The organism is Actinomadura rugatobispora, from assembly GCF_055379765.1.
The window spans coordinates 906,315-928,880 of record NZ_AP029191.1; the positions used below are offsets into that span (position 1 = coordinate 906,315).

Annotated in this window: 22 protein-coding genes and 1 pseudogene; 6 read left to right on the forward strand and 17 right to left on the reverse strand. The window is 74.4% G+C overall.

Features of this window, described 5'->3' with window-relative positions; genetic code table 11:
* Window positions 1-4 precede the first annotated feature (4 nt).
* Window positions 5-1,186, forward strand: a complete 1,182-nt coding sequence (locus ACZ466_RS03610) for an FAD-binding protein (protein ID WP_378283391.1) — start codon at window positions 5-7, stop codon at window positions 1,184-1,186.
* Here the strand turns inward: ACZ466_RS03610 and ACZ466_RS03615 are convergent.
* The 3 genes from ACZ466_RS03615 to ACZ466_RS03625 all read right to left on the reverse strand — a co-directional run bounded on the left by ACZ466_RS03615 (window position 1,165) and on the right by ACZ466_RS03625 (window position 3,261).
* A complete protein-coding gene (locus ACZ466_RS03615) occupies window positions 1,165-1,755 on the reverse strand; it encodes an HD domain-containing protein (RefSeq protein WP_378283390.1) in 591 nt (196 codons plus the stop codon). The two genes, ACZ466_RS03610 and ACZ466_RS03615, sit on opposite strands and share 22 nt — an antisense overlap.
* Window positions 1,752-2,282, reverse strand: a complete 531-nt coding sequence (locus ACZ466_RS03620) for a YbaK/EbsC family protein (RefSeq protein WP_378283389.1) — start codon at window positions 2,280-2,282, stop codon at window positions 1,752-1,754. Before ACZ466_RS03620 ends, ACZ466_RS03615 begins: the two co-directional genes overlap by 4 nt.
* 97 nt (window positions 2,283-2,379) lie before the next feature.
* Window positions 2,380-3,261: a LysR family transcriptional regulator gene (locus tag ACZ466_RS03625; RefSeq protein WP_378283388.1), complete on the reverse strand. Its 882-nt coding sequence runs from the start codon at window positions 3,259-3,261 to the stop codon at window positions 2,380-2,382.
* 61 nt (window positions 3,262-3,322) lie between these two features.
* On the opposite strand from ACZ466_RS03625, the gene ACZ466_RS03630 reads away from it, so the two are divergent.
* The gene (locus ACZ466_RS03630) at window positions 3,323-3,814 is read left to right on the forward strand and encodes a nuclear transport factor 2 family protein (RefSeq protein WP_378283387.1); all 492 of its coding nucleotides are present in this window, start codon (window positions 3,323-3,325) and stop codon (window positions 3,812-3,814) included.
* Window positions 3,815-3,939: 125 nt separating this feature from the next.
* Window positions 3,940-4,089 (forward strand): LPFR motif small protein, encoded by a 150-nt coding sequence (locus tag ACZ466_RS03635; RefSeq protein ID WP_378283386.1) that lies wholly within the window; start codon window positions 3,940-3,942, stop codon window positions 4,087-4,089.
* Between the two features lie 186 nt (window positions 4,090-4,275).
* Here ACZ466_RS03635 and ACZ466_RS03640 read toward each other — a convergent pair whose 3' ends face one another.
* The 13 genes and pseudogenes from ACZ466_RS03640 to eccCb all read right to left on the reverse strand — a co-directional run bounded on the left by ACZ466_RS03640 (window position 4,276) and on the right by eccCb (window position 19,734).
* The gene (locus ACZ466_RS03640; protein ID WP_378283385.1) at window positions 4,276-6,501 is read right to left on the reverse strand and encodes an FdhF/YdeP family oxidoreductase; all 2,226 of its coding nucleotides are present in this window, start codon (window positions 6,499-6,501) and stop codon (window positions 4,276-4,278) included.
* Window positions 6,502-6,649: 148 nt separating this feature from the next.
* Complete coding sequence (locus ACZ466_RS03645) at window positions 6,650-7,300, reverse strand: response regulator (protein ID WP_378283384.1); 651 nt, start codon at window positions 7,298-7,300, stop codon at window positions 6,650-6,652.
* Window positions 7,291-8,499: a sensor histidine kinase gene (locus ACZ466_RS03650; protein ID WP_378283383.1), complete on the reverse strand. Its 1,209-nt coding sequence runs from the start codon at window positions 8,497-8,499 to the stop codon at window positions 7,291-7,293. The genes ACZ466_RS03645 and ACZ466_RS03650 overlap by 10 nt, the downstream gene beginning before the upstream one ends.
* A 45-nt stretch (window positions 8,500-8,544) precedes the next feature.
* The gene (locus tag ACZ466_RS03655; RefSeq protein WP_378283382.1) at window positions 8,545-9,546 is read right to left on the reverse strand and encodes a DedA family protein; all 1,002 of its coding nucleotides are present in this window, start codon (window positions 9,544-9,546) and stop codon (window positions 8,545-8,547) included.
* A gap of 109 nt (window positions 9,547-9,655) precedes the next feature.
* Complete coding sequence (locus ACZ466_RS03660) at window positions 9,656-9,901, reverse strand: hypothetical protein (RefSeq protein WP_378283381.1); 246 nt, start codon at window positions 9,899-9,901, stop codon at window positions 9,656-9,658.
* A gap of 155 nt (window positions 9,902-10,056) precedes the next feature.
* Window positions 10,057-11,313, reverse strand: a complete 1,257-nt coding sequence (locus ACZ466_RS03665; RefSeq protein ID WP_378283380.1) for a sensor histidine kinase — start codon at window positions 11,311-11,313, stop codon at window positions 10,057-10,059.
* Window positions 11,314-11,429: 116 nt separating this feature from the next.
* Window positions 11,430-12,110, reverse strand: a pseudogene (locus ACZ466_RS03670) (response regulator transcription factor); the annotation flags it as partial.
* 60 nt (window positions 12,111-12,170) lie between these two features.
* A complete protein-coding gene (locus ACZ466_RS03675; RefSeq protein ID WP_464042826.1) occupies window positions 12,171-13,115 on the reverse strand; it encodes a S1C family serine protease in 945 nt (314 codons plus the stop codon).
* Between the two features lie 16 nt (window positions 13,116-13,131).
* Window positions 13,132-14,079 (reverse strand): VWA domain-containing protein, encoded by a 948-nt coding sequence (locus ACZ466_RS03680; protein WP_378293328.1) that lies wholly within the window; start codon window positions 14,077-14,079, stop codon window positions 13,132-13,134.
* A complete protein-coding gene (locus ACZ466_RS03685) occupies window positions 14,060-15,040 on the reverse strand; it encodes a DUF58 domain-containing protein (RefSeq protein WP_378293330.1) in 981 nt (326 codons plus the stop codon). The genes ACZ466_RS03680 and ACZ466_RS03685 overlap by 20 nt, the downstream gene beginning before the upstream one ends.
* Window positions 15,037-16,137: an AAA family ATPase gene (locus ACZ466_RS03690; RefSeq protein ID WP_378293332.1), complete on the reverse strand. Its 1,101-nt coding sequence runs from the start codon at window positions 16,135-16,137 to the stop codon at window positions 15,037-15,039. Before ACZ466_RS03690 ends, ACZ466_RS03685 begins: the two co-directional genes overlap by 4 nt.
* A complete protein-coding gene (locus ACZ466_RS03695) occupies window positions 16,134-16,397 on the reverse strand; it encodes a hypothetical protein (protein ID WP_378293334.1) in 264 nt (87 codons plus the stop codon). Before ACZ466_RS03695 ends, ACZ466_RS03690 begins: the two co-directional genes overlap by 4 nt.
* 88 nt (window positions 16,398-16,485) lie before the next feature.
* The gene (eccCb, locus tag ACZ466_RS03700) at window positions 16,486-19,734 is read right to left on the reverse strand and encodes a type VII secretion protein EccCb (RefSeq protein WP_378293336.1); all 3,249 of its coding nucleotides are present in this window, start codon (window positions 19,732-19,734) and stop codon (window positions 16,486-16,488) included.
* A 392-nt stretch (window positions 19,735-20,126) separates the two neighbouring features.
* On the opposite strand from eccCb, the gene ACZ466_RS03705 reads away from it, so the two are divergent.
* From ACZ466_RS03705 to ACZ466_RS03715, 3 genes are all read left to right on the forward strand, one after another.
* Entirely contained in the window at window positions 20,127-20,666 is a 540-nt protein-coding gene (locus ACZ466_RS03705; protein ID WP_378293338.1) for a hypothetical protein, read from the forward strand.
* 123 nt (window positions 20,667-20,789) lie between these two features.
* On the forward strand, window positions 20,790-21,032 hold the full coding sequence (locus ACZ466_RS03710) for a DUF5999 family protein (RefSeq protein WP_378293340.1): 243 nt from the start codon (window positions 20,790-20,792) through the stop codon (window positions 21,030-21,032).
* Between the two features lie 124 nt (window positions 21,033-21,156).
* Entirely contained in the window at window positions 21,157-22,071 is a 915-nt protein-coding gene (locus ACZ466_RS03715; RefSeq protein WP_378293641.1) for an IS982 family transposase, read from the forward strand.
* A 29-nt stretch (window positions 22,072-22,100) separates the two neighbouring features.
* On the opposite strand, the gene ACZ466_RS03720 is transcribed toward ACZ466_RS03715, so the two are convergent.
* Window positions 22,101-22,514 (reverse strand): MerR family transcriptional regulator, encoded by a 414-nt coding sequence (locus ACZ466_RS03720; RefSeq protein ID WP_378283584.1) that lies wholly within the window; start codon window positions 22,512-22,514, stop codon window positions 22,101-22,103.
* Between the last annotated feature and the right edge of the window lie 52 nt (window positions 22,515-22,566).

The window sequence follows — 22,566 nt, forward strand, 5'->3', positions numbered from 1 at the left end:
CCCGGTGGCACTGGGCGACTTCGGCGACATGGTGCGGAGGACCCCGGTCGAGGTGGTGCGGCCCGCGTCCGCCCGCGAGGTCGCGGACGTGATGCTGCGGCACGGCCCGGCGCGGCCGCTTTCCGGGGACGGGCACGGCCCCTCTCCGGGAGGCCGGCAGGGCGCCCAGGCCGTGGTGCCGCGCGGCTGCGGGCACTCCACCGACGGGAGCTCCCTGACCGGCGGCGTCTCGCTCGACATGCGCGCCCTCGCCGCGATCGGCGAGGTCCGCGGCGACCGGGTGCGCGTGGAGGCGGGCGCGACCTGGCGGGAGGTCCTGGACGCCGCGCTCCCGCACGGGCTGACCCCGCCCGTCCTCACCGACCTGCTCGACCTGACCGTCGGCGGCACCCTCTCGGCGGGCGGCGTGGGCGGTGCCTCCCACGTCCACGGGCCGCAGACCGCCAACGTGATCGACCTGGAGGTGGTCACCCGGGAGGGCGCGGTCGTCCGGTGCTCGGCGTCGGAGAACCGGACGCTGTTCGGCGCGGTGCGGGGCGGGATGGGCCGGCACGGCGTCATCACCGCCGCCACGCTGCGGCTGGTGCCCGCGCCGCGGCGCGTGCTGGCGTGCACGGTGCCGTGCCGCGACGCCGCCGGGCTGCTGGCCGTCCAGACCCGGACCCGCGCCGATCACATCTCCGGGCAGGCCAGGCCGTCGGAGGGCGGCGGCTGGCGGTTCGAGGCGAAGGCCGTCCTGTACGACGCCGACGAGCCGCCGCCGGGCCTGGAGTGCACCGAGGCCGAGGCGCTCCCCTACCCCGGCTTCGCCGACCGGATGCGTCCCGATGTGCAGGAGCTGATCGTGCTCGGGGAGTGGGCGCGGCCGCACCCGTGGGCGATGGCGTTCCTGCCCGGAGCCGCGGCGGCCCGCCTCATCGAGGACACGCTGGCCGCCATGGGCCCGGCCGATCTCGGACTCAGCGGGATCGTGCTGGTCAAGGCGTTGACCGGCATCGACGGCGTGCCCGATCCCGTGCTGTTCGGGCTGCTGCGCACCGCCTCACCCGGCTGTGCCTCGACCGAGGAGATGATCGAGGCCAACCGGGTCTTCCTTGCCCGCGCCCGCGCCGCGGGCGGCCGCCCCTACCCGGAGGACGGCCGGCCCACCGCGCCGCGGGACGGTCAGGCGGCCGCCACCGGATGAGTCGACTGGTAGGCGATCCGCCGGTCGGCGCCCTCGGCGATGCCGCCGAGCACGTCGTCCAGCATCAGGAACGCCTGCCAGGGCGCCTCCCCCGCCGCCACCGCCAGCCGGTCGACGAGGAGCTGCTCAAGGTCGCGCACCCGCTTGGCCTTCCACACCTTGTCGGCGAGGCTGACCAGCAGGTCGTCGATGCCGATGCCGTCCTCGTGCCAGGCGGCGTGGGTACGGGCGAAACGGGCCAGCCGCTCGTCCACGCCGTAGGAGAGCAGCAGCTCGTAGCCGGCGGGCTCGTGCTCGGCGCCCGGCCCCGACAGCTCGTCCGGGTGCAGTGCCTTGCCGATGTCGTGGGTGGCCGCGCCGAACGCCACCGCGGCCGGGTCGGCGCCCGCCGCCGGGTAGCGCCCGTCGACCCAGCCGGCCAGGTCGCAGGCCACGTCGTGCACGATCCGCAGGTGGGCGGCCAGCCGGGGCGGTGCCTCGACGGCCTCCAGCAGCACGGTGACCGGTCCGGGGAGGGGGCGGAAACCGGGCTCGTCCAGGGCCCGGCGGAGCCCCTCGGTGGCCGTCACCGCGTCCCGCCCAGGGCCAGCGCCAGCACCTCCGCGCCGGGCAGGTCGGCGACGGCCTTGCCCGGCAGCAGCAGCTTGGAGCGCCGCACGCCGCTGCCGATCACCACCTCGGGGGTGGCGGCGACCGCCTCGTCCACCAGGATCGGCCAGCCGGACGGCAGCCCCACCGGGGTGATCCCGCCGTACTCCATCGAGGTGAGGGAGGTCGCCTCCGCCATCGGCGCGAACGAGACCTTGCGGGCCCCCAGATGCCGCCGCACGACGCCGTTCACGTCGGCCCGGCCGGTGGCCGGGACCATGCAGGCGGCGTAGGTCACCTCGCCGCCGCGCTTGGCCGCGACGACCACGCAGTTGGCGCTGGCCTCCGGCGGCACCCCGTACCGCTCGCAGAACGCCGCCGTGTCGGCCAGTTCGGGATCGATCTCGGCGACCCGGGCCTCGGGCCGCGCGCCGATCACCGCGGCGACCGGCCCGGCGAGCAGTCCGGGCCGCTCCGCCGCCGGTCCCCACTCCAGGCTCCCCACCATGGGCGTCCCTCCCCTTTCCGGAAGATTCCGCTCCCTCGCGGAACACGGCTCTCGCCGCCATCGTCGCGGCGGCCCGCCACGGGCACCGCCGCACAGGTCACAAACGATCCACGGACTCCAGGCCCTCCATGAACAGCCGCGGCGCCGCCCGCCCGTCGGCGCCGCGCCAGGCCACGGCCAGCTCGGCGGGCTCCAGCCCGAGCACGGGACGGCACGTCACGCCCGGCCGCCGGTACAGACCGGCGTTCCCCTCGGCCAGCAGGACCACGCCGAGGCCGGAGACCACGGCCTCGAACACCTCGTCGGGCGCGGCGGCCTCGGCGCCGATCCGCGGCGGACGGCCGCCGCGGGCGGGGGTGGCCAGCCAGAAGTCGCGCAGCGGCCCGGCCTCGCGGGGCAGCGCGATGAACGGCTCGTCCAGCAGGTCGGCGAAGGCGATCTCGGTCCGCCCGGCCAGCGGGTGGTCGTCGGGCAGCGCCACCCAGCGGCGCTCCCGGGCCAGCGTGCGGGCGCTGATCCCCGCGGACGTCACGGGCAGCCACACGAACGCCACGTCGCTGGAGCCGTCGGCGAGCCCGGCGGTGGGATCGTCCCAGCCGACCAGGCGCAGCGACACCGACCAGCCCGGCGCCAGCTCGCGGAACCGGGCCAGCGCCCTGCGCTGCAGGTCGCGGCCGACGGCGGTCTGCATCCCGACGGTCAGCGTCGGCGGCCGGTCCAGGGCCCGCGCCCGCGCGTACGCGCCGTCCCAGGTCTCCAGGACCTCCCGCGCGGCCGGGAGCAGCTCCGCGCCCTGCCCGGTCAGGACGACCTCCCGCGACCGGCGCTCGAACAGCTCGAAACCGAGCCGCCGTTCCAGGGCGCGGATCTGCTTGGACAGCGCGGGCTGCGACACGAAGAGCCGGGCCGCCGCCCGGGTGAAGCTCAACTCATCGGCGACCGCGGCGAAATAGCGCAGCTCCCGTAGATGCGCGTCCATAACCCCTGGTTATACCAAGATGTCTTGGACAGGGCGCGCCGGGTCCGGCGAACGTGGACACATGCCTCTATTTCCGGCCCGTCCGGGCCCGGTCGCCGTCCTGCCCCTGGTCCTCGCGGCGGGGATGCTCGCGGGCGGATGCGGCGGCGGCGCCGAGGAGGGCGCCCGCCCCGCGTCCGCCCCGTCCCCCGGCGGGAGCGCGGGCCCGGGGACGACGGGCTCGCCGGCCGTCGCGGGCGTCGACCCCGCGATCGGCGCGTACGTCGCGGCCGTCGGCGCGCGCGACCTGGACGCGCTGGCGGCGGCCTTCGCATCGGACGCGCGGATCGTCGACGTCTCGCGCACGATCTCCGGTCGCGAGGCCATCCGCGCCTGGGCGCGCGACGAGGTCATCGGCGGCGCGCTGCGCGTGCTGTCCATCGCCGAGCGCCGGCCGGACGGGCAGCGGCTGCTGGTCCACTGGGCCCCGTCCGGCTCGCCGGGTTGGCGCGCCCACTACGACTTCACCCTCGCCCGCGGGCTGATCACCAGGGCCGACCTCCAGTACGCCTGACCCCGGGAAGCCACCGAAAATCTTCGTCGATGTGTAGAAACGTGACCCGGGGTAGAAGTCGGCGTGAGGGAGACCTCGAACGACCACGAAGAACCGCGAACACGACAGACGAGGAGTTGAGAAGGATGCGACGCATCGCCGCCGCGCTTCAGGCCGTGATCGCGACCATCGTCAACGTCATCACCCTGCCCTTCCGCGTGCTGTCCCGCCTGATCGGCGGTGGCGGCGCGGCGCCGGCCAGGCGCAGCCGCAGGCCGCGGGGCCGCGCCGCCTGACGCCTCCTGAACGCCGCCCGACGCCGCCGGGCCGCACGGCACCGGCAGGCAACCGGCACCGGGCGGCGCCGCGGGCCGGCCCCGCGACGACCGCCCGGACTAACGGAACCGCCCGGTTCCCGCCGCTCCCCGGCGGGGGCCGGGCGGACGGCCGTACGGCCCCCCTCCCCCGGCGCCCGGCGCCGGTCAGTCGCTCGGGTGCTTGATCATCACCTCGGCGCTCTTGTAGTCGGGGATGCCGGCCTGCGGAGAGCGGCGGGAGCGGTCCAGCAGGACCTCGCCCTCCGGCCAGTGGACCTGCAGGTTTCCGGGGGCGATCGGGGCGCGCAGCACCCGGCCGCGCATCTCCCCGGTCGCGCTGCTCAGCACCACCGGGTCGCCGTCGGAGTACCCCTCCCGGTCGGCGTCGGCGGGGTTCATCAGGACGGCGTCGCGCACGGCCCCGGTCAGGGAGTCCTTGCGCTCGTGCACCATGGAGTTGAACTGCTTGCCGCGCCGGGTGGCCACCGTGTACGAGCCGTCGGCGCGCCGGAGCGGCGGCGGGCTGACGGCGCTGAAACGGGCCTTGCCGTCGGGCGTCGGGAACGTCCAGCCGGCGCACAGGCGCGGCCCGCCGTACTGGAACTGGTCGCCGAAGCGCGCCAGGTTCTGGATGCCGTCGTAGGCGGGCGCGGCCGCGGCGATCTCGGCGCGGATCTGCGGAGTCCCCTCGTAGCGCACCTTGTCCGCGATCTCGGGACGGGCCCGCGCCGCCAGCTCGGTGAAGATCCTCCACTCCGGCCAGGCCCCCTCGATCCGCGGGCCCTCGACCTCGGGGCTGAAGATGACGCGGCGTTCGGTGGAGGTCTCGGTGACGCCGCCGACCATCTCGTACCGGGTCTGCGCGGGCAGCAGCAGCACGGTCTCGGCGGGGTCGACCAGCATCTGGCCGGACACGCAGATGTCGATGTGCACGCGCAGCCGTGCGCGGGAGAGCGCGGCGCGGGTGTACGCGGGGTCGGGCAGCACCTCCAGGAAGTTGCCGCCGGAGCTGACCAGCACGTCCAGCTCGCCGTCGTGGGCCGCGTCGATCATCTCGGGGGCGGTCCGCCCCTTGGCCGTGGGCACCTCGAAGCCCCACAGCTCCGAGAAGCGCGCCGCGTCGGCGAGCGGGCTGCCGCCGGGCAGCACCGTCGCGTACGCGCCCATCTCGGCGCCGCCCTGCACGCCCGAGTGGCCGCGGATCGGCATCAGCCCGCAGCCCTCGCGGCCCACGAAGCCCTTGGACAGGCCCAGGTTGACGATCGCACGGACGTTGTCCTCGCCGAACTCGTGCTGGGTGATGCCCATGCTCCACACGAACACCGCACCGCGCGCCTGCCCGATCATCGTCGCCAGCCGCAGCATCTCCGCCGAGTCCAGGCCGCAGCCGGTCTCCAGCTCCTCCCACGACAGCCTGCCGAGCAGGTCGCGGGTCTCGCCGAAGCCGGTGGTGTGGTCGGCGACGAACGACTCGTCCGCCCAGCCGCGCTCCACCAGGTGCTTGAGCACGCCGGTCAGGAACGCCACGTCGCCGCCCGTGTGGATCTGGAAGTACGCGTCGGCGATCCGGGTGCCGAACACCGCGCTCTCGACGTTGGAGGGCACCCAGTACTTCTCCATGCCCGGCTCGCGGTACGGGTTGACCACCGCGATGCGGGTGCCGGCCTTCTTGGCGTGGTAGAGGTACTTCATCGCGACGGGCTGGTTGTTGGCCACGTTCGAGCCGATGAAGACGATCAGGTCGGTGCCGATCCAGTCCTCGTAGGAGCAGGTCGTCGCCGCCACCCCGAGCGTCTCCTTGAGCATGACCGTGCTCGGCGAGTGGCAGACGCGCGCGGCGTTGTCGATGGAGTTGGAGCCGAGCGCGCGCACCGCCTTCTGCGCGGCGAAGTAGTTCTCGTTCGGCTCGCCGCGGCTGGTCATGTAGAAGCCGAACCTCCCGGGCGCCGCCTCGCGCAGCGCGCCGCCCGCCAGGTCGAGCGCCTCCTCCCACCCGATCCGGGTGAAGCCGGGCTCGCCGCGGCGGCGGACCATCGGGTACGGGAGGCGGCCCAGCTCGCGCAGCTCCGCGCCGCTCTTGCGGGACAGCGCCGCGGCGTCGGCGAGCAGCGCCGGGTCGAGCGCGGGCATGGTGTTGAGCCGCAGCAGCCGCAGCCGGATGTTGCACAGATGGATCTCGTCCATCGTCCAGTCGTGCATGCCCTTGGTGCCCAGCGCGCAGCCGTCGCAGGTGCCCTGCCTGAGGATCCGCCACGCGTACCGCAGCCGGCCGCGGTTCTCCTTGGCCGCGCGCCACAGCTCGGCGTAGTTGTTGGGCCGGTTCTCGCCGATCCCGAACGGCTTCAGGCTCGCCCAGTTGCCCGGGTCGATGAGCTTCTCACGCTTCGCCATGGTGGCCTCCGCGCCCGCCGGTACGCCCCCCGTTTCACCACTCACCGTGACATGAATCACCGGCTGCGGCAATCCGCGCCTTCCGCTCAGTGAAAACGCATTGCCGAGAACGGCTGCGCGTTCGGCCGGAGGGGCGCTTCGGGAGCCCTCAGGAGCCCAGATAGCGGAGGACTGCCAGCACGCGGCGGCTGTAGCCGGCCGCGTGCGACAGATCCAGCTTGTCGAAGATCGCGTTGGCGTGCTTCTCCACCGCGCTCTGCGAGATGTACAGCTGCTCGGCGATCGCCGCGTTGGTCCGGCCCTGCGCCATGTGCCCCAGGACGTCGCGCTCGCGGGGCGTCAGCCGGCTCAGCGGATCGGCGTGCGAGCTGCGCGTCAGCAGCTGCCGCACCACCTCCGGGTCGAACGCGGCGCCGCCCGCCCCCACCCGGTCCAGGGCGTCCAGGAACTCGTCGACCTGCGCCACCCGGTCCTTCAGCAGGTAGCCCACCCCGGTGGTGTCGGCCGTGATCAGCTCGGTGGCGTAGCGCTTCTCCACGTACTGCGACAGCACCAGCACGCCGATCCCCGGGCGGCGCCGCCGGATCTCCAGCGCCGCCCGCAACCCCTCGTCGGTGTGCGTGGGCGGCATCCGCACGTCCACGACCACCACGTCGGGCGCCAGGCCGTCCTCCAGCACCGCCGCCAGCAGCGCCTCGGCGTCGCCGACGGCCGCCAGGACCTCGTGGCCCTCCTCGGCCAGCAGCCGGATCAGGCCCTCCCGCAGCAGCGTGGAGTCCTCCGCCAGGATCACCCGCACGGGAACTCCGCCCCGATCACCGTCGGCCCGCCCGGCGGGCTGTCCACCCGGAACGCCCCGTCCAGGGCCGCCACCCGCCGGGCCAGCCCGGCCAGCCCGCCGCCGGCGGGGTCGGCCCCGCCGCGGCCGTCGTCCTCGATCCGCACCCCGATCACCCTTCCCCCTTCGCCGCCCGCGGTCCCGGACTCCATCTCGGTCTCGGTCTCGGCGACCTGGACGGCGACGCGGGTGGCCCCCGAGTGCTTGGCCGCGTTGGTCACGGCCTCGCAGACCACGAAGTACGCGGCGGTCTCCACCGCGTGCGGGGGCCGCCCGGTCGGCTCGTAGTCGATCGTCACCGGCAGCGGGGACCGCTCGGCCACCGTCTCGAGCGCCGCCCGCAGCCCCTCGCCGTCCAGCGCGGCCGGGTAGACCCGCCAGGTGACCTCGCGCAGGTCCTCCAGCGCCCGCTGCGACTCCTCGTGCGCCTGCCGCAGCAGCTCCCGGGACCGTTCCGCGTCCCCGGCGCGCCGCGCCCGGCCGATCAGCATGCCCAGCGCCACCAGCCGCTGCTGGACGCCGTCGTGCAGGTCCCGCTCGATGCGGCGGCGCTCGTCGTCCACCGCGTCGACGACCTCGGCCCGGGACGCCGCCAGTTCGGCGATGCGGCGCTCGTACTGGGCCAGCGGGCTCGGGCCCAGGCAGCGCCGCGCCACCTTCCGCTCCAGCGCCACCACCCCCGCCAGTCCCTGCACCGCGATGAACAGCAGGATCGCCCCCAGGGCCGCGACGTAGAAGACGATCCACGGCTCGGGCGGGATGCCGTCCAGGTACCGGCCGGTGATCCACCAGCTGCCCGCAAGCGCCACCCCCACGACCGCCCCGTAGGCGGTCAGGACGAGGATCGCCCCGCCGAGCAGCCCCAGCGGGACCCGCAGCACCAGGTAGGCCAGCGCGCGCAGCGGGCCGTACTCGGCCGGCTCGTCATGGCCGAAGAACGCCGCCAGCCTCCTGCGCTCCCAGCGCGCGCCCGCCAGCGCCCCCGCCGCGACCACGCCCGGGACGGCGCGGCGGCCCCGCGAGAACGCGAACGCGTACGCCATGAACAGCGCCGCCAGCGCCAGCAGCACCGCTTCCACGCCCGCGCTGACCGCTCCCAGCGTCAGCCCGGCCGGCGCCCTCACCAGGCGCGCGGCCAGGCCACCGCGTTCCGGCTTCACGACCGCCCCCGCCCGAGGCCGTCCGCTCCGGTCGCCCTCTGCGTTTCAGTTGCCGTAGTGGCCGTACCCCTGCTGCTGGGGCTGGTGCCCCGGCCCCTGCTGCGGGTACTGCCCCTGCTGGGGGTACTGGGGCTGCTGGCCGTAGCCCCGGGGCGGCTGCTGCCCGTAACCCTGCTGGGGCTGCTGCGGTTGCTGCCCATAGCCCTGTTGAGGCTGCTGCTGGCCATAGCCCTGCTGGGGCTGCTGCGGTTGCTGGGGCTGCTGGCCGTAAGCCTGCTGCTGGCCGTAGCCCTGCCCGCCGTGGCCCTGCTGCTGCGGCTGCTGGCCGAACTGCTGCTGGCCGTAGGGAGGCTGCTCATCGGCCTCCTGGTCGGGGGCGCCCGTCCCGTTCTTGCGGCGCGACTTCACGACGCGCAGCACGATGAAGACCACCACCGCCACGGCCGCCACCGCCAGGACGCCCTTGGAGTAGACGCCGACGTACTCCTCGACCTTGTGCCACTGGTCGCCGAGCCCGTACCCGAGCATCACGAACACGGTGTTCCAGATCAGGCTGCCCAGCGTGGTGAACAGCAGGAAGACCGGCAGCGGCATCCGCTCCACGCCCGCCGGAACCGAGATCAGGCTCCGGAAGATCGGGATCATCCGGCCGAAGAACACCGCCTTGGTGCCGTGCTTGGCGAACCAGGCCTCGGTCTTGTCCAGGTCCGACAGCTTGATCAGCGGCATCTTGTCCACGATCCGGCGGATCCGGTCACGGCCGATGACCGCGCCGATCCCGTACAGCGCCAGCGCGCCGACCACCGAACCGAGCGTGGTGAAGATCAGTGCCGCGGCCAGGTTCATCTTGCCCTGCGCGGCGGTGAACCCGGCCAGCGGCAGGATCACCTCGCTCGGCAGCGGAGGGAAGATGTTCTCCAGGGCGATGGCGAGGCCCGCCCCGATCGCGCCGAGGCTTTCCATGAGGTCGGTGGCCCAGCCCGCGATCCCCCCGGCGGGTGCGTCCCCGCCGTTCGCCGCGGCGGCCGCCGTCAGAGTCGTGATCATATGCATACGTTATGGAGTGGTGAGCCTGTTCACCATGGAGACGACCACCGGCGTACCCGGGTACGCGCCGCAATCCTCCCCTGCGGAAAACCGCACCCGCCACGGAGGCTCAGGTGGCGGCGGAAGCGGTCCGATCACGGGCGGCCAGGTAGGCACCGCGCTCGCGTTCGTCCTCGAATACTAGAACGGTTACCGTGAGCGGTCCGTCATTCCCGGCGATCGGGACGACCAGCAGGCACGGCAGCCCGGCGCGCTCGGCCAGGTAGGTGATCTGTTCCGGGGTGCGCTCGTACGACCGGGCGCCCGGGAAACCGGCCAGGACGCGGTGGTCGTAAGGGAAGGTCTGCTCGCGCATGCGGGCCCTCCGAAGGTGCGGGCGGGTCGGGGGTGCGGGGCGGCCGGTCCCGCAGGGGACACGGCGGTGCGGCCCCCATTTCCTCACAGGGGTGTGACGCGCCCGTGTCAGCGCGATGACGGCCCGCCGAACGCCCGGCCACCCTCGCCTCCCGGTCAGCCGCCCCGGGCCCGCGCGGCCGCCCTGCCCTCCATCGGGTCGAGGTCGGGCGGGGCCTGCGGGACGGCGGCGCCGCCGGAGGCCACCGGGAGCCACAGGACGAACGTGCTGCCGACGTCCGGGGTGGAGAACAGCCTGACGTGGCCGCCGTGCGCCTCCACGATGTGCCGGACGATCGCCAGGCCCAGCCCGGTGCGGCGGTCCCGGGAGCGGCGGGCGTCCGAGCCGCGCCAGAACCGGTCGAACACCCGCTCCTGCTCGTCCGGGCCGATGCCGGGCCCGGAGTCCTTGACCGCGACCCACTGCCAGCCGCCGGACCGGTCGGCCGCCACCGTGATCGCGGATCCGGCCGGGGCCAGCCGCACCGCGTTGGACAGCAGGTTGCCCACCGCGCGGCGCAGCGCGTCGTGGTCGCCGATGAGGGTGAGGCCGCGGCGCAGGTCGCGGTCGATGGTGAGGCGGCGGGCGGCGGCCAGCGAGTCGAACTCCTCGGCCGCCTCCCGGGCCACCACCGACAGGTCGACGTCGGTGTCGTGGAAGGCGGGCGCGGAGCGGCGGGCGGTGGCCAGCAGGTCCTCCACCAGCCGGGTCATGCGGGTGGTGGCGCGGTCGACGACCTGGACGGCGCGGCGCCGGTCGGCGTCCTCGGCGTCCGGCGCGGTCAGGACGGTGTCCAGGTTGGCCCGGATGATGGCCAGGGGGCTCCGCAGTTCGTGCGAGGCGTCGTCGATGAGCTGCCGCTGCGCGCCGAACGCCTCGTCCAGCCGGTCGAGCATCGAGTCGACGGTGTCGGCCAGGTAGCGCAGCTCGTCCTTGGGCCCCTCCAGCCGGATCCGCCGGGACAGGTCGGTGGCCTGGATCTCCTCGGCGGCGCGGGCGATCGCGCGGACCGGTTTGAGCGCCCGGCCCGACAGCACCCAGCCGATGCCGAGGCTGGCGACGAACATCCCGCCCAGCATCAGCAGCGAGTAGCGCTTGAGGGCCTGCTGGGTCTCGTAGTTGACGGCCCGCTCCACCTGCTGGACCTTGACGACCTCCACCTCGGCGTACGGGACCAGCGAGCCCTGGTGGTACTTGCCGGCGCGCATCGTGCTGGTGATCGGCTCGGCGTCGGTGCTGGCGTCGACCGCGAGGTAGATGCCGCCGAGCACCGCCGCCGTGAGGACGAACAGCAGGGTGGAGTACATCACCGTCAGCCGGAACCGGATCGACTGGACGAACCCGGGCGGGCGGAGGCGGAGGCGCGGACGCATGATCAGTCGGTCATCTCTCGTGCTCGCCCCGCGGGGGCGCCCGTGGTGGTGGACGTGGTGGCGGACGTGGCGGCGGACGTGGTGGACGCGGGCTCGGATTCGCTCCCCGGGTCCCTGAGCCGGTAGCCCTGCCGCACGACGGTCTCGATCAGCTGCTCCTCCGGCTCCACGGTCAGCTTGCGGCGCAGCGTCCCGATGGTGACCCGGACGGTGTTGGTGAACGGGTCGGCGTGCTCGTCCCAGACGTGCTCCAGCAGATCCTCCGACGACACCACCTGCCCGGGGCGGCTCATCAGGTAGCGCAGCACCGCGAACTCCTTGGGCGTCAGCTGCAGCCGCCGCCCGCCGCGGAAGACCTCGTGCCGTCCCGTGTCCAGCCGCAGCGCGCCGACCTCCCAGACCGCCGAGGCGGCGGGGCCGGTGTCGCGGCGCAGCAGGGCGCGGACCCGGGCCAGCAGTTCGGGGAAGGCGAACGGCTTGACCAGGTAGTCGTCGGCGCCCAGGTCGAGGCCGTGCACGCGGTCGGCCAGGCGGTCCCGCGCGGTGAGCATCAGGATCCGCAGGCCGGGGCCGCTCTCCCCGTCCAGCTCGCCACCCCGGAGGGAGCGGCACAGGTCGAAGCCGTCCCCGTCCGGCAGGTTGAGGTCGAGGATCATCAGGTCGTAGGAGGCCGCGTAGAGCTTCTCCGACGCCTGGGCCACGTCGTAGGCGACGTCGACCGCGTAGTCGGCGCGGACCAGCCCGTACCGGAGCGCCTCGGCGAGGTCCTCCTCGTCCTCGACCACGAGAACCCTCATGCGCCCGTTACCTCCCTCTTCGCCTGCTCGTATCTTCTCAGCCCGGACGCCCGCCGCCGGTCAGCGGATGATCCGCTCGGCGCCGTCCACGGCCCGGTCCACCGGGATGGCGAACCCGATGCCGATGGAGCCGCCCCCGCCGCCCCGGCTCAGCGTCGCGATCGCGGTGTTGACGCCGACGACCTCGCCGCGCGCGTTCACCAGCGGGCCGCCGGAGTTGCCGGGGTTGATGGACGCGTCGGTCTGCAGCGCGGTGCGGCGCCCGCCGTCGCCCAGCCGGACCTCCCGGTCGAGCGCGCTGACGATCCCGCCGGTGACCGTCCCGGCCAGCCCGAGCGGGGAGCCCAGCGCCATCACCGGGTCTCCCACCCGCACGTCCGCGGACCGGCCGAAGACCAGCGGCGACGGGCTGTCGGACGGGCTGATCGACAGTACCGCGAGGTCCTGGTCGGGCAGCGCGCCCAGCACCCGGGCCGAGAGGCGGCGCCGGTCCGACAGCACCACGTCGACCTGGCCCGCGCCCTCCACGACGTGCGCGTTGGTCAGGATGTGGCCGGACCGGTCGATGACGAAGCCGGACCCACCGCCGCGCCCCGACCCGGTCCGGACCTCGACCGACACGACGCTGGGCTGCACGCGCGCCGCGACGTCGCTGAGGTCGCCGGGGCCGTTGGCCGGGCCCGCGGTCGACTGCGCGAGCGGCGCCGCGGCCCGGTCGCCGGTCGCCCACCCGGCCGCGGCGCCGGCGAGGCCGCCGGCCAGCGCCGCGGCGAGGACCGCCGCGACGAGGAGCCGCGCGGGCCGCCCGCGCCGCGCCCCAGGGGCCGCGGGCCGGCCGGGCAGGACGACCGGTGCCGTCCACGGGGCAGAGGGCACCGGGCCCGAAGCCCATCCCTGCGGCGGCGGCGCGGACTGGAAGTCGGGCCCGCGCGGCTCCCCCAGGCCGTACCTGGGGTCGTCCTCGGGCGACCCGACGGATCCGTAGCCTGTCGAACTCTGACTCATCGAATTCCCCCAGCCCCTAGGGCAGTCGCGAGAACCACAGCAGCGAGGCCCCGGCGGTGGCGCAGGCCAGCAGCAGCCCGGCCGCGATGAACCACCCCCACACCTCGCGGCGCTCGGTGCGGTAGCCGACGCTGCTGCCGATGTCCTCGTAGACCTGGCGCAGCTCGTCGCCGGAGGCGGCCTCGTAGAAGCGGCCGCCGGTCTCCTGCGCGAGCCGTTCCAGCGACGGCCCGTCCACCGGGACCGGCACCGCGGCCCCGTTCTGGTAGAAGATCCCCTCCGGTGTCCCGTACGCGATGGTCGAGACGGGGATCCGCGCCCGCGTCGCGCGCTGGGCGGCCTCCTCCGGGCTGCGGCCGGAGGTGTTGGTGCCGTCCGACAGCAGCACGACCCATCCCGGCGGGGCGTTCTCGCCGTACTGGGCGCCGAAGGAGGCGATGGACTCCAGCGAGGCGATCACGCCCTCGCCGATCGCGGTGCGCGGGCCCAGCGTCAGCCGGTCGATCCCGGCCCGCATCTCGCGCCGGTCGGTGGTCGGCGGGACCGTGACCGCGGCCGTCCCGGAGAACGCCACCAGGCCCACGTTGAACCGCGCCGGCAGCCGGTCCAGGAACGTCCCGGCCGCCCGCTTGGCCGCGGTGAGCCGGTCGGGCTCGACGTCGGTGGCCTCCATCGAGTGGGACACGTCCACCGCCACCATGATCGTGGCCTGTTCGCGCGGCACCCGCACATCGGCCGCCGGACGCGCGAACCCGGTGACGAACAACCCCATCATCAGCAGGAACGCCGCCGCCGGGACGTGCCGCCGCCAGCCCGGCGTGACCGGGGCGACCTTCTCCAGCAGGGCCAGGTTGGTGAAGCGGACCGCGTACCGCCCCCGCCGCACCTGCACGGCGACGTACAGGCCGACCAGGAGCAGGGGCACGGTCAGCAGCAGCAGCCGGCTAGGCGCCAGGAAGTCCATGTCCCCTCCCCCCTGCGGGCGCGGGCGCGGCGGTGGCGGCGCGGCGCCGGGACAGGACGTGCTCGACGACGTCCCGCATCCAGTCGCCGTCGGTGCGCAGCCGCAGATGGGCCGCGCCCGCCCGGCGCAGCGCCGCCCCGATCTCCGCGCGCTGCTCCGCCGCCGCCTCCGCGTACCGGCGCCGCAGCCGCGGGTTCGCGGTGGAGATCTCGCGGCGCCGGCCCGTCTCGGGGTCGACGACCGCCAGCAGCCCCACGTCCGGCAGCGTCAGCTCGCGCGGGTCGACGACCTCGACGGCCAGCAGCTGGTGCCGGTGCGCCAGCAGCCGCAGCCGCCGCTGCCACGACTCCACCGGTTCGAGGAAGTCGGAGACGACCACGACCAGCCCGCGCCGCCGCGACGCCGTCCGCAGCATCAGCTCGGCCGCCGCGCCCAGCGTCGGGCCCTCCTCGCCGCCCGGCCGGGAGCGGGGCGCGGCCAGCAGCGTGCGCAGCAGCGCCAGCAGGTGCGGGCGGCCCGACCTGGCGGGGACGTGCCGCAGCCCGTCCCCGTGGACGATCTGCGCCCCGATCCGGTTGCCGGTGCGCTCGGTGAGGAACGCGACCGCCGCGACCGCGAAGACCGCCAGGTCCCGCTTCTCCAGCCGGCCGGTGCCGAAGTCCATGCTCGCGGTCGCGTCGACCAGCGCCCAGGTCTCCAGTTCCCGGTCGGCGATCCGGTCCCGGACGTGCGGGACCGTCGTGCGGGCCGTGAGGTTCCAGTCCATGGTCCGCACGTCGTCGCCGGGCAGGTACTCGCGGCCCTCGGCGGCCTCGGTCCCCGGGCCCGGCAGAAGCCCGAGGTGATCGCCCTGCAGCAGCCCGTCCAGGCGCCGCGTGATGACCAGCTCCAGCCGCCGCAGGGCCTGCTCCGGGGCGAGGTCGCGCAGGTCGAGGGAGGCGTTCGGGTTCGGGACGCTCACGCCGCCTCCGTCCCGGGGGCGTGCGGCCCCATGTGCGGCCCCGTGTACGGCCGGGCGTCCGGGCCCGCGTCGGGCCCGGCGTCGTGCCCGCCGCCGCCCTGGCCGCCGGGGTCGTCCTCGCGCGGGGCGATCCGCGGCGCGGGGACGGCCGACACCACCCGGCCCACGATCGTCCGGGCGTCCACGCCGTCGGCCAGCGCGTCGAACGACAGGACCAGCCGGTGCGCCATCACGTCCTGCGCCAGGTCCCGCACGTCCCCCGGCAGCACGTAGTCGCGGCCGCGCAGCAGCGCCAGCGCGCGGGCCGCCGCGACCAGCCCCAGCGTGGCCCGCGGCCCCGCGCCGTAGGCGATCAGCCGGGCGATCTCGTCCACCCCGTGGGCGATCGGGTCCCGCGTGGCCGCGACCAGCCGCACCGCGTACCGCGCCACCTCGTCGTGCACGAACACCAGCTCGGCGGCCCGCCGCAGCCCGGTCACCAGCTCGGCGTCCAGCACCGGGGCGGGCGCGGGCGGGTCCACGCTCATCCGGTAGAGCACCGCCAGCTCCTGCGCCTCCGTCGGATAGCCGACGTCGATCTTCATCAGGAACCGGTCGCGCTGCGCCTCGGGCAGCTGGTAGACGCCCTCGGACTCGATCGGGTTCTGGGTGGCCAGCACCAGGAACGGCGAGGGCACCCGGAACGTTCGGCCGCCGATGCTGACCTGCCGCTCCGCCATGACCTCCAGCAGCGCCGACTGCACCTTGGCGGGCGCCCGGTTGATCTCGTCCGCCAGCACCACGTTGGCCATCACCGGGCCGAGCTCGATGTCGAACGACTCGGCCGACGGCCGGTAGACGCGGGTGCCGACGATGTCCGACGGCACCAGGTCGGGGGTGAACTGCACGCGGGAGAACGAGCCGCCGGCCACGGTGGCCAGCGTCTCGGCGGCGAGGGTCTTGGCGACCCCCGGCACGCCCTCCAGCAGGCAGTGGCCCCCGGCCAGGACCGCGACCAGCATCCGCTCGATCATGTGGTCCTGGCCGACGATGATCCTCTTCATCTCGAAGAGGGCCCGCTCGGCGAGCGCGCTCTCGGCGACCCGGGACCCCGTCATCGGCCGTCGGCCGCCTGCGCCGGGTCGGGCGTGGCGGTGCGCTTCTCCGGGCAGTCCTTGCCGGGCGCGCCGGCGTTCCAGGAGGCGCCGGTCATGCCGGGGCCGCCGGTGGTCCCGGGCGCCTCGTCGTGGCCGCTGACGATCCGCAGCTCGGGCGGGGCGCCAGGGTCGGCCAGCGCCGCGCCGCCCAGGCCGAGCGCCGCCGCCCCGGCGGCCCCCGCCAGCACAATCCCGATCTTGGTACGTCCGCTGAGAGCCATGCTCTGTTTCCCTCCGTGATCGGTGCCGCCGGCCCGGTCCCTTCCGGGCCGGCAGGCACGATCACAGCAAGCGGGAGCGAAAGCGGACTTAAGGAACGGGCGGGGCGGGGGCCGCGGGGGCGTGCAGCGGCGTCTGGATCAGCCGGGCGGGGCCGGGCCGCGCGTCCGCGAGCCGGTCGCGGCCCGGCGAGAAGTGACCGCGCCCCGGTGCGGGGCGGCGCGGGGCGGGCGGCAGCGGCGACAGGCGTTCCACCAGGGCCTTCTCGCTCGCCGCGTCCTCTCCGGCGGCCAGCAGGAGGCACGGCGTGCCCATCTCCAGCATGGGCCCGACGATCTCGGCCGGCAGCGCGCGGGAGGTTCCGTGCAGGGCGCGGGCGAGGACGAGATGGAGACCGATCTCACGGCCGTGCGGCACCAGGTCGGCCAGGGGGCGCAGCGGGTCGGCGCCGCGGCGCGCCACCAGGTCGTAGTCGTCGACGACCACGAACAGCTCGGCGCCCGTCCAGTCCCGTCCCGGGACGGCGGGGCCGCCGCCCGCGGAGAGGCGGCGGCTCAGCGAGGCGTGGATGTCCTTGACCAGCGCGGTCGCGCTGTCGGCGTAGACCGTGAACCCGATCTGGTGCTCGGTGTCGGCGACCTCGGCCAGCGAGTGGCGGTAGTCGATGAACACCACCCGGGCCTGTTCGGGCGCGTGCCGGGCCGTGATCGCGGCGGTGATGTGGCGGAGCAGGTTCGAGCGGCCCGATCCCGCGGCCCCGAGGACCAGGAAGTGCGGGTGCGCGGCGAAGTCGGCGTGCACGGTCGCCAGCGTCCCCTCCTCGACGCCGATCGGGATCCGGGCGCGGCCCTCCGGACCGGACGGCACCAGGACGGGCAGCCGTGCGGCGGGCAGCACGTCGGGGAGCGGCAGGACGGCGGGCGCCGCCGGGCCCGTCCACGCCTTGGCGACGTCGGGCACCAGCCGTCCCAGGTCGGCGAGCGCGGTCAGGAAGTGGAACCCGTCGCTGGTCAGGCCGCGTCCCGGGCTCCCGTCGGGGACGTTCACCGCGCGCTTGGCGCCGAACTCCGACGCGGACGGGTCGGCCAGGCGCAGCTCCAGCTTCGTCCCGAACGCCTCCCGCGCGCGGTCACCGAAGTCCTTCCACGCGGCGGCGGAGGCGATCACGTGGACCCGGTGCGGGAGGCCGCGCTCGGCCAGGTCGGCGACGGAGCCCTCCAGGTCGGGGAAGTCGTCGCGGAGCGTGCACCAGTCGTCCACGACCAGGAACACGTGAGCGGCGTCCTCCAGCGGGCCGGTCTGGGCGGGCGCGTGCTCGCGGCGTTCCAGGATCGCGGTGACCTGCGCGATCGTCCGCCGCACGCGGTCGTGGTCGCGGTGGTCGCGGGCGGTTCCGGCCGGGCCGGGGTCGCGGGTGACGACCGCCCCGACGTGCGGCAGCCCCTCCAGCGCCGCCAGGCCCGCCGCCGGATCGTCCCGGCGCACGGCGGCGGGGTCGGGCTCCGCGAGATCGAGGCAGTAGAACCGCGCCTCCTCCGGAGTGTGGGTGAGCGCGAGCGACGCGACCAGCGCGCGGACGGCCGTGGTCTTGCCGCTCTCCGGGCCGCCCACGACCGCGACGTGCCCGGCCTCTCCCGACAGGTCCAGCCAGTACGGGTCGCGCCGGTGGTAGAACGGCCGGTCCACGATCCCGGCGACGGCGCGCAGCCCGCCCCGGTGCTCCCAGCCCGCCGTGGTGAGGCCGTGCTCGGCCGTGACCGACAGCGGCGGCAGCAGTTCCTCCAGGCCGGGCGCCTCCTCCAGCGGGGGCCGCCAGATCCGGAACGCGGGCGTGCCGCCGCGCGCCGCCAGCCGCTCGATCACGGCCTCGCGGACGTCGGCGGCGGACGCGGCCCTGAACCGCACGGCCGGCTCGGTCCCCCATCTGAAGAAGCCGTGGCCGGGGGCGTCGGGCAGCCAGTGGGCGTCCGGGACGCCGAGGAGCTCGCGCGAGTCGGTGGCGGCGACGGTCCGCAGCGCGATCACGTAGCCCGCCCGCCGGTGCAGCGCGCGCAGGCTCTTGTCCGCGTGGCTGCGCGCGGCGACCAGCAGGTGCAGCCCCAGGGCCCGGCCGAGCCGGGCGATCAGCTGGAACAGGTCGCCGAAGTCGGGCCTGCGCGCCAGCAGCTCGGAGGCCCCGTCGACGACGATCAGCAGCGGCGGCAGCGCGTCCAGGCCGGCGCGCCCGCCCCTGGCCTCCTCGTACTCGCGCACGGACGGCAGGTCGCCCGCGGCGCGCAGCGCCTGCTGGCGCCGGACGATCTCACCGGACAGCGCCTCGTACACGCGCTCGGCGCGCGCGGGCGCGCCGGACAGGTTCGGCACGTGCGCCGAGACGTGCGGGAGGCGGTCCGCCCCCGCGAACGTCCCGCCGTCCCCGTGCTCCAGCAGGACGAGGTTGAGCTCCTCCGGCGGGTGCGTCATCGCCAGGCCGAGCACGATCGCGCGCAGCAGCTCCGACTTCCCCGAGCCCTCCGCCCCGATGACCATGCCGTGCGGGCCGTGCCCGGAGTCCCTGAGGTCGAGCTCGACCGGGCGGCGCTCGGCGTCCAGCCCGATCGGCACGCACAGCGGCTCGCGGACCCGCGGCGCCGCCTCCTCCGGGACGGTCTCGCCGAGCAGCCCGGTCAACGAGACGTTGGCGTCGGGCTGGGTCCCCTCCCTCCGGGCTGCGCTCAACCGCGACCTGAGGGCCTCGTCCAGGAGCGTGCGGGCGTCGCGCTCGGCGGACGCCAGGATCGCGGAGGCGCGGCGGCGGACGTCCTCCAGCTCCTCCAGCAACTCGGCGCGGAGCTCGGCCCGCAGCTCCTCGCGCAGCTCCGCCCGCAGTTCGTCGCGCAGCTCCGCCCGGATCTCGGCCCGGATGTCCGCCCGGATGCCGGCCCCCGGATCGGCGTTGATCCGCTCGGAGACCTCCTCGAAGAACTTCGCGCCGTCCACGATCGTGACGCTGAGCCCGTCCTCGTCGTCGTCCGGAGCTCGGAAGCCCGGGCCGGGAGAGGTGAGGCCGCCGCGGTCCAGCGCGGCATGGGCCGCCACCCACGGGGCCGTCCGCGCCTCCGGGACGCCGCAGGCCCCCAGGAAGGCGCGCAGCCCCCGTTCGGCGGGGAACCGCCGGCCGGTGAGCATACCGGTGATCACGTCCTCGGCCAGCCCGCTGCCCTCCGCCAGCCCGCGCAGCGACCGCCCGGCCCGGTGGCGCAGCTCCAGCAGCAGCGCGCCGAGTTCGGGCCCGGTGGCGACCGACGCCAGGGCCGCCTCCAGGTCGTCGGTACGCGGCCGGACCGCATCCTCGCTCACGCTAGGTCCCCCCCAGCCCTTCCAGGATCCGGGGCACACCGCCCGGAATCATCCGTTCACGCCACGCCAGCGTAGAGGCCGGGTCGATCTTGGACATCCCGATCGGCACCGGAGGAGAGAGTAATCCCACACCGGACCCGCCCAGCCCCGCCCGGACCGGGACAGATGGGACCAGCGGGACGGAGCGCGGCGGATGCGACGCGTCCCCGCGCGGCGGGCCTCCCGGCCCCCGCACGGAGGGGGTTTCGGACACCCCCGGCGGCGCGAACCCGAGCAAGATTCTTTTGTGATCGACTTTTCCGTAAAGAGCCTTTCTTGTAGCGTGCGCAGCGTTTTGTGAAGTGAATTCATGATCGGACACCCTCGCAGCAAGATCATGAAAGGACGCCACGATGGCCACGGCGACAGGCTTGGCCGCCACCGTGCTCTTGGGCCTGCTCACGCTGCTGGCCCTGACACGGCGCGGACCAGGACGCTCCCCCGCGCCGGAGACCGACCGCGCCGCCGGCGACGCCGGCCACCCCGAGTCGCTCACCGCGGTGCTCGACCCCAGTTCGGAGGAGTACCTGGCGTGGCTGGCCGACCATCACTGGCCCGCCGACGAGTACCTCGACCTGGAGGCGGAGTGGCGGAACGAGCTCGCCTCGACCGAGGTCCCGGACGTCTTCGAGCTCGCCGGGCCGTACGAGGCGCCGCAGTGCCCGCAGTGCCTGCGGCACCGCGAGGACGTCTGGCCGTGCCCGCAGTGCGGGAGGCTGCTGCACTCCACCTGCGGCCACGGCATGCGGCGGCGGCGCCTGGCGCACCCGTACCGGACGCAGGCCACCAACCCCGAGGCGGTCATCGCCGAATGGATCTGCACCGGCTGCCTGTCGATCGTCGGACTCGACGTGGACCACGGGGACGAGGCGGACGACGATCTGCGCCGCTGACCCGCCCGGACGCGATCTACACCTGGGGCAAAGTAAAGAATTCCCCATCTACTTGCATATTTAGGTCGCCTGTAGGCAAGATTCACTATGTCCTAAATTAGGACACAGTGGAGGTACTACCCGATGTCCGCCCGATCCCCGTTCACCCCGACCCACCGGGTCTGCACGCACCAGCCGCCCTGCCCGACGCCCGAGAGGCTCGACCGGGAGGCCGCCCGCATCGTGGCCAGCCACCCCGAACAGGGCTGGAGCCTCCTGTGCAACGGCATCGTGCTCTTCGACGACACCGGTGAGCTGCTCCCCGACGGCCGGGTCATCGCCCCGCACCGTCCCACCGAGTACGCCCACCCCGCTCCGGCCGCCTGAACGACTCTTTACCCAGGCCCGCCCGGACGGCTCCCTGCTTGGACGGCTCTTTACCGGCCCCGCCTAGACGGTTGATTCCAAGGGATCGCCTGCGGAAATGGGGCGAGGGTGTCCATGGTCGGTTGTGACCCCAGACCTGAACACCCTCGCCACCGCACTGTATGTGAGGATCGACGACTGGTTGCGGGCTTTCCCGGACCTGGCCCCCTGGCGCCCGGCCACCGGCATCCAGCCCAGGCTCAGTGACGCCGAGCTGGTCACCCTGGCGGTGATGTCGGCGCTGCTGGGCTTCACCTCCGAGCGGCGATGGCTGCGCTACGCCCGCACCGACCTGGCCGTGATGTTCCCCCGCCTGCCCGGGCAGTCCGGCTACAACAAGCGGCTGCGGGCGGCCTCGGTCCTGGTCGTGCACATGATCCAGATGCTGGGCCGGGACACCTCGCTGTGGAGCGATGACGTCTGGGTCGTCGACTCCACCCCGGTCGAGTGCGGCCGCTCCCGCGACACCACCCGGCGCAGCGAGCTGGCCGGATGGGCCGAATACGGCTACTGCGCCTCCCACTCGCGGTTCTTCTGGGGGCTGCGGCTGCATCTGCTGTGCACCCTGGGCGGGCTGCCGGTCGCCTTCGCGCTGACGGGTGCCAAGGCCGACGAGCGCGCCACACTGCTGGACATGCTGGGCGCCGACCCGGACCTGGCCGCCCGCCACCCGGGGCAGACGATCATCGGTGACCGCCACTACTACGGCCGCGCGTTCGAGCACGCTCTCACCGAGGGCGACCTGGTCCTGCTACGGCCCGCCCGCAAGGGCGAGCCCGAACGCCCCACCGTGCATCTGTTCAAGCCGCTGCGGCAGACCATCGAATCGATCAACCAGACCCTCAAGGGCCACCTCGACCTGGAACGTCACGGCGGACGCACCCCGGCCGGCGTCGCCGTCCGCATCGCGGTCCGGGTGCTGGCACTGACCGCAGCGATCTGGCACAACGACCACACCGGCCAACAGGTCAAACGATCACTCACCGCTTTTGATCACTGACCGCACCCAAACCCCTTGGAATCAACCGTCTAGACGCGGCCCCGGTCAGCCGTATCCCGCTCCGTCTCCGGCTCGGTCTCGCGCGCCTCGACGCGTCCTGAGGCGTCGGCGAGGTATCCGCTCAGGGCTCTGCGCGCCCGCTCCAGGTTGTCCATGTGCTCGTCGATCGAGGCGAGTTCGCGGTGCAGCGTGGCCATCAGTTCCGGGCACGGATCGAACGTCGGCCTGGTCCCCTGCGCGCACGGCAGGATGCTCCTGATCGCCCCGGTGTTCAGGCCCGCGCCGAGCAGCGCCCTGATCTGCCTGACCTGGAGCACGACCTCGTCGCCGTACTCGCGGTACCCGTTCGGCGAGCGCTCCGCCTCGATCAGGCCCTGCTCCTCGTAGTAGCGGAGCAGCCGGTGGTTCACGCCGGTACGCCGGGCCAGTTCCCCGATGCGCATCGTCCCGCCCCTGTCCGTCGCGGTTGAACACTCACATGCGTGTGAGACTTTA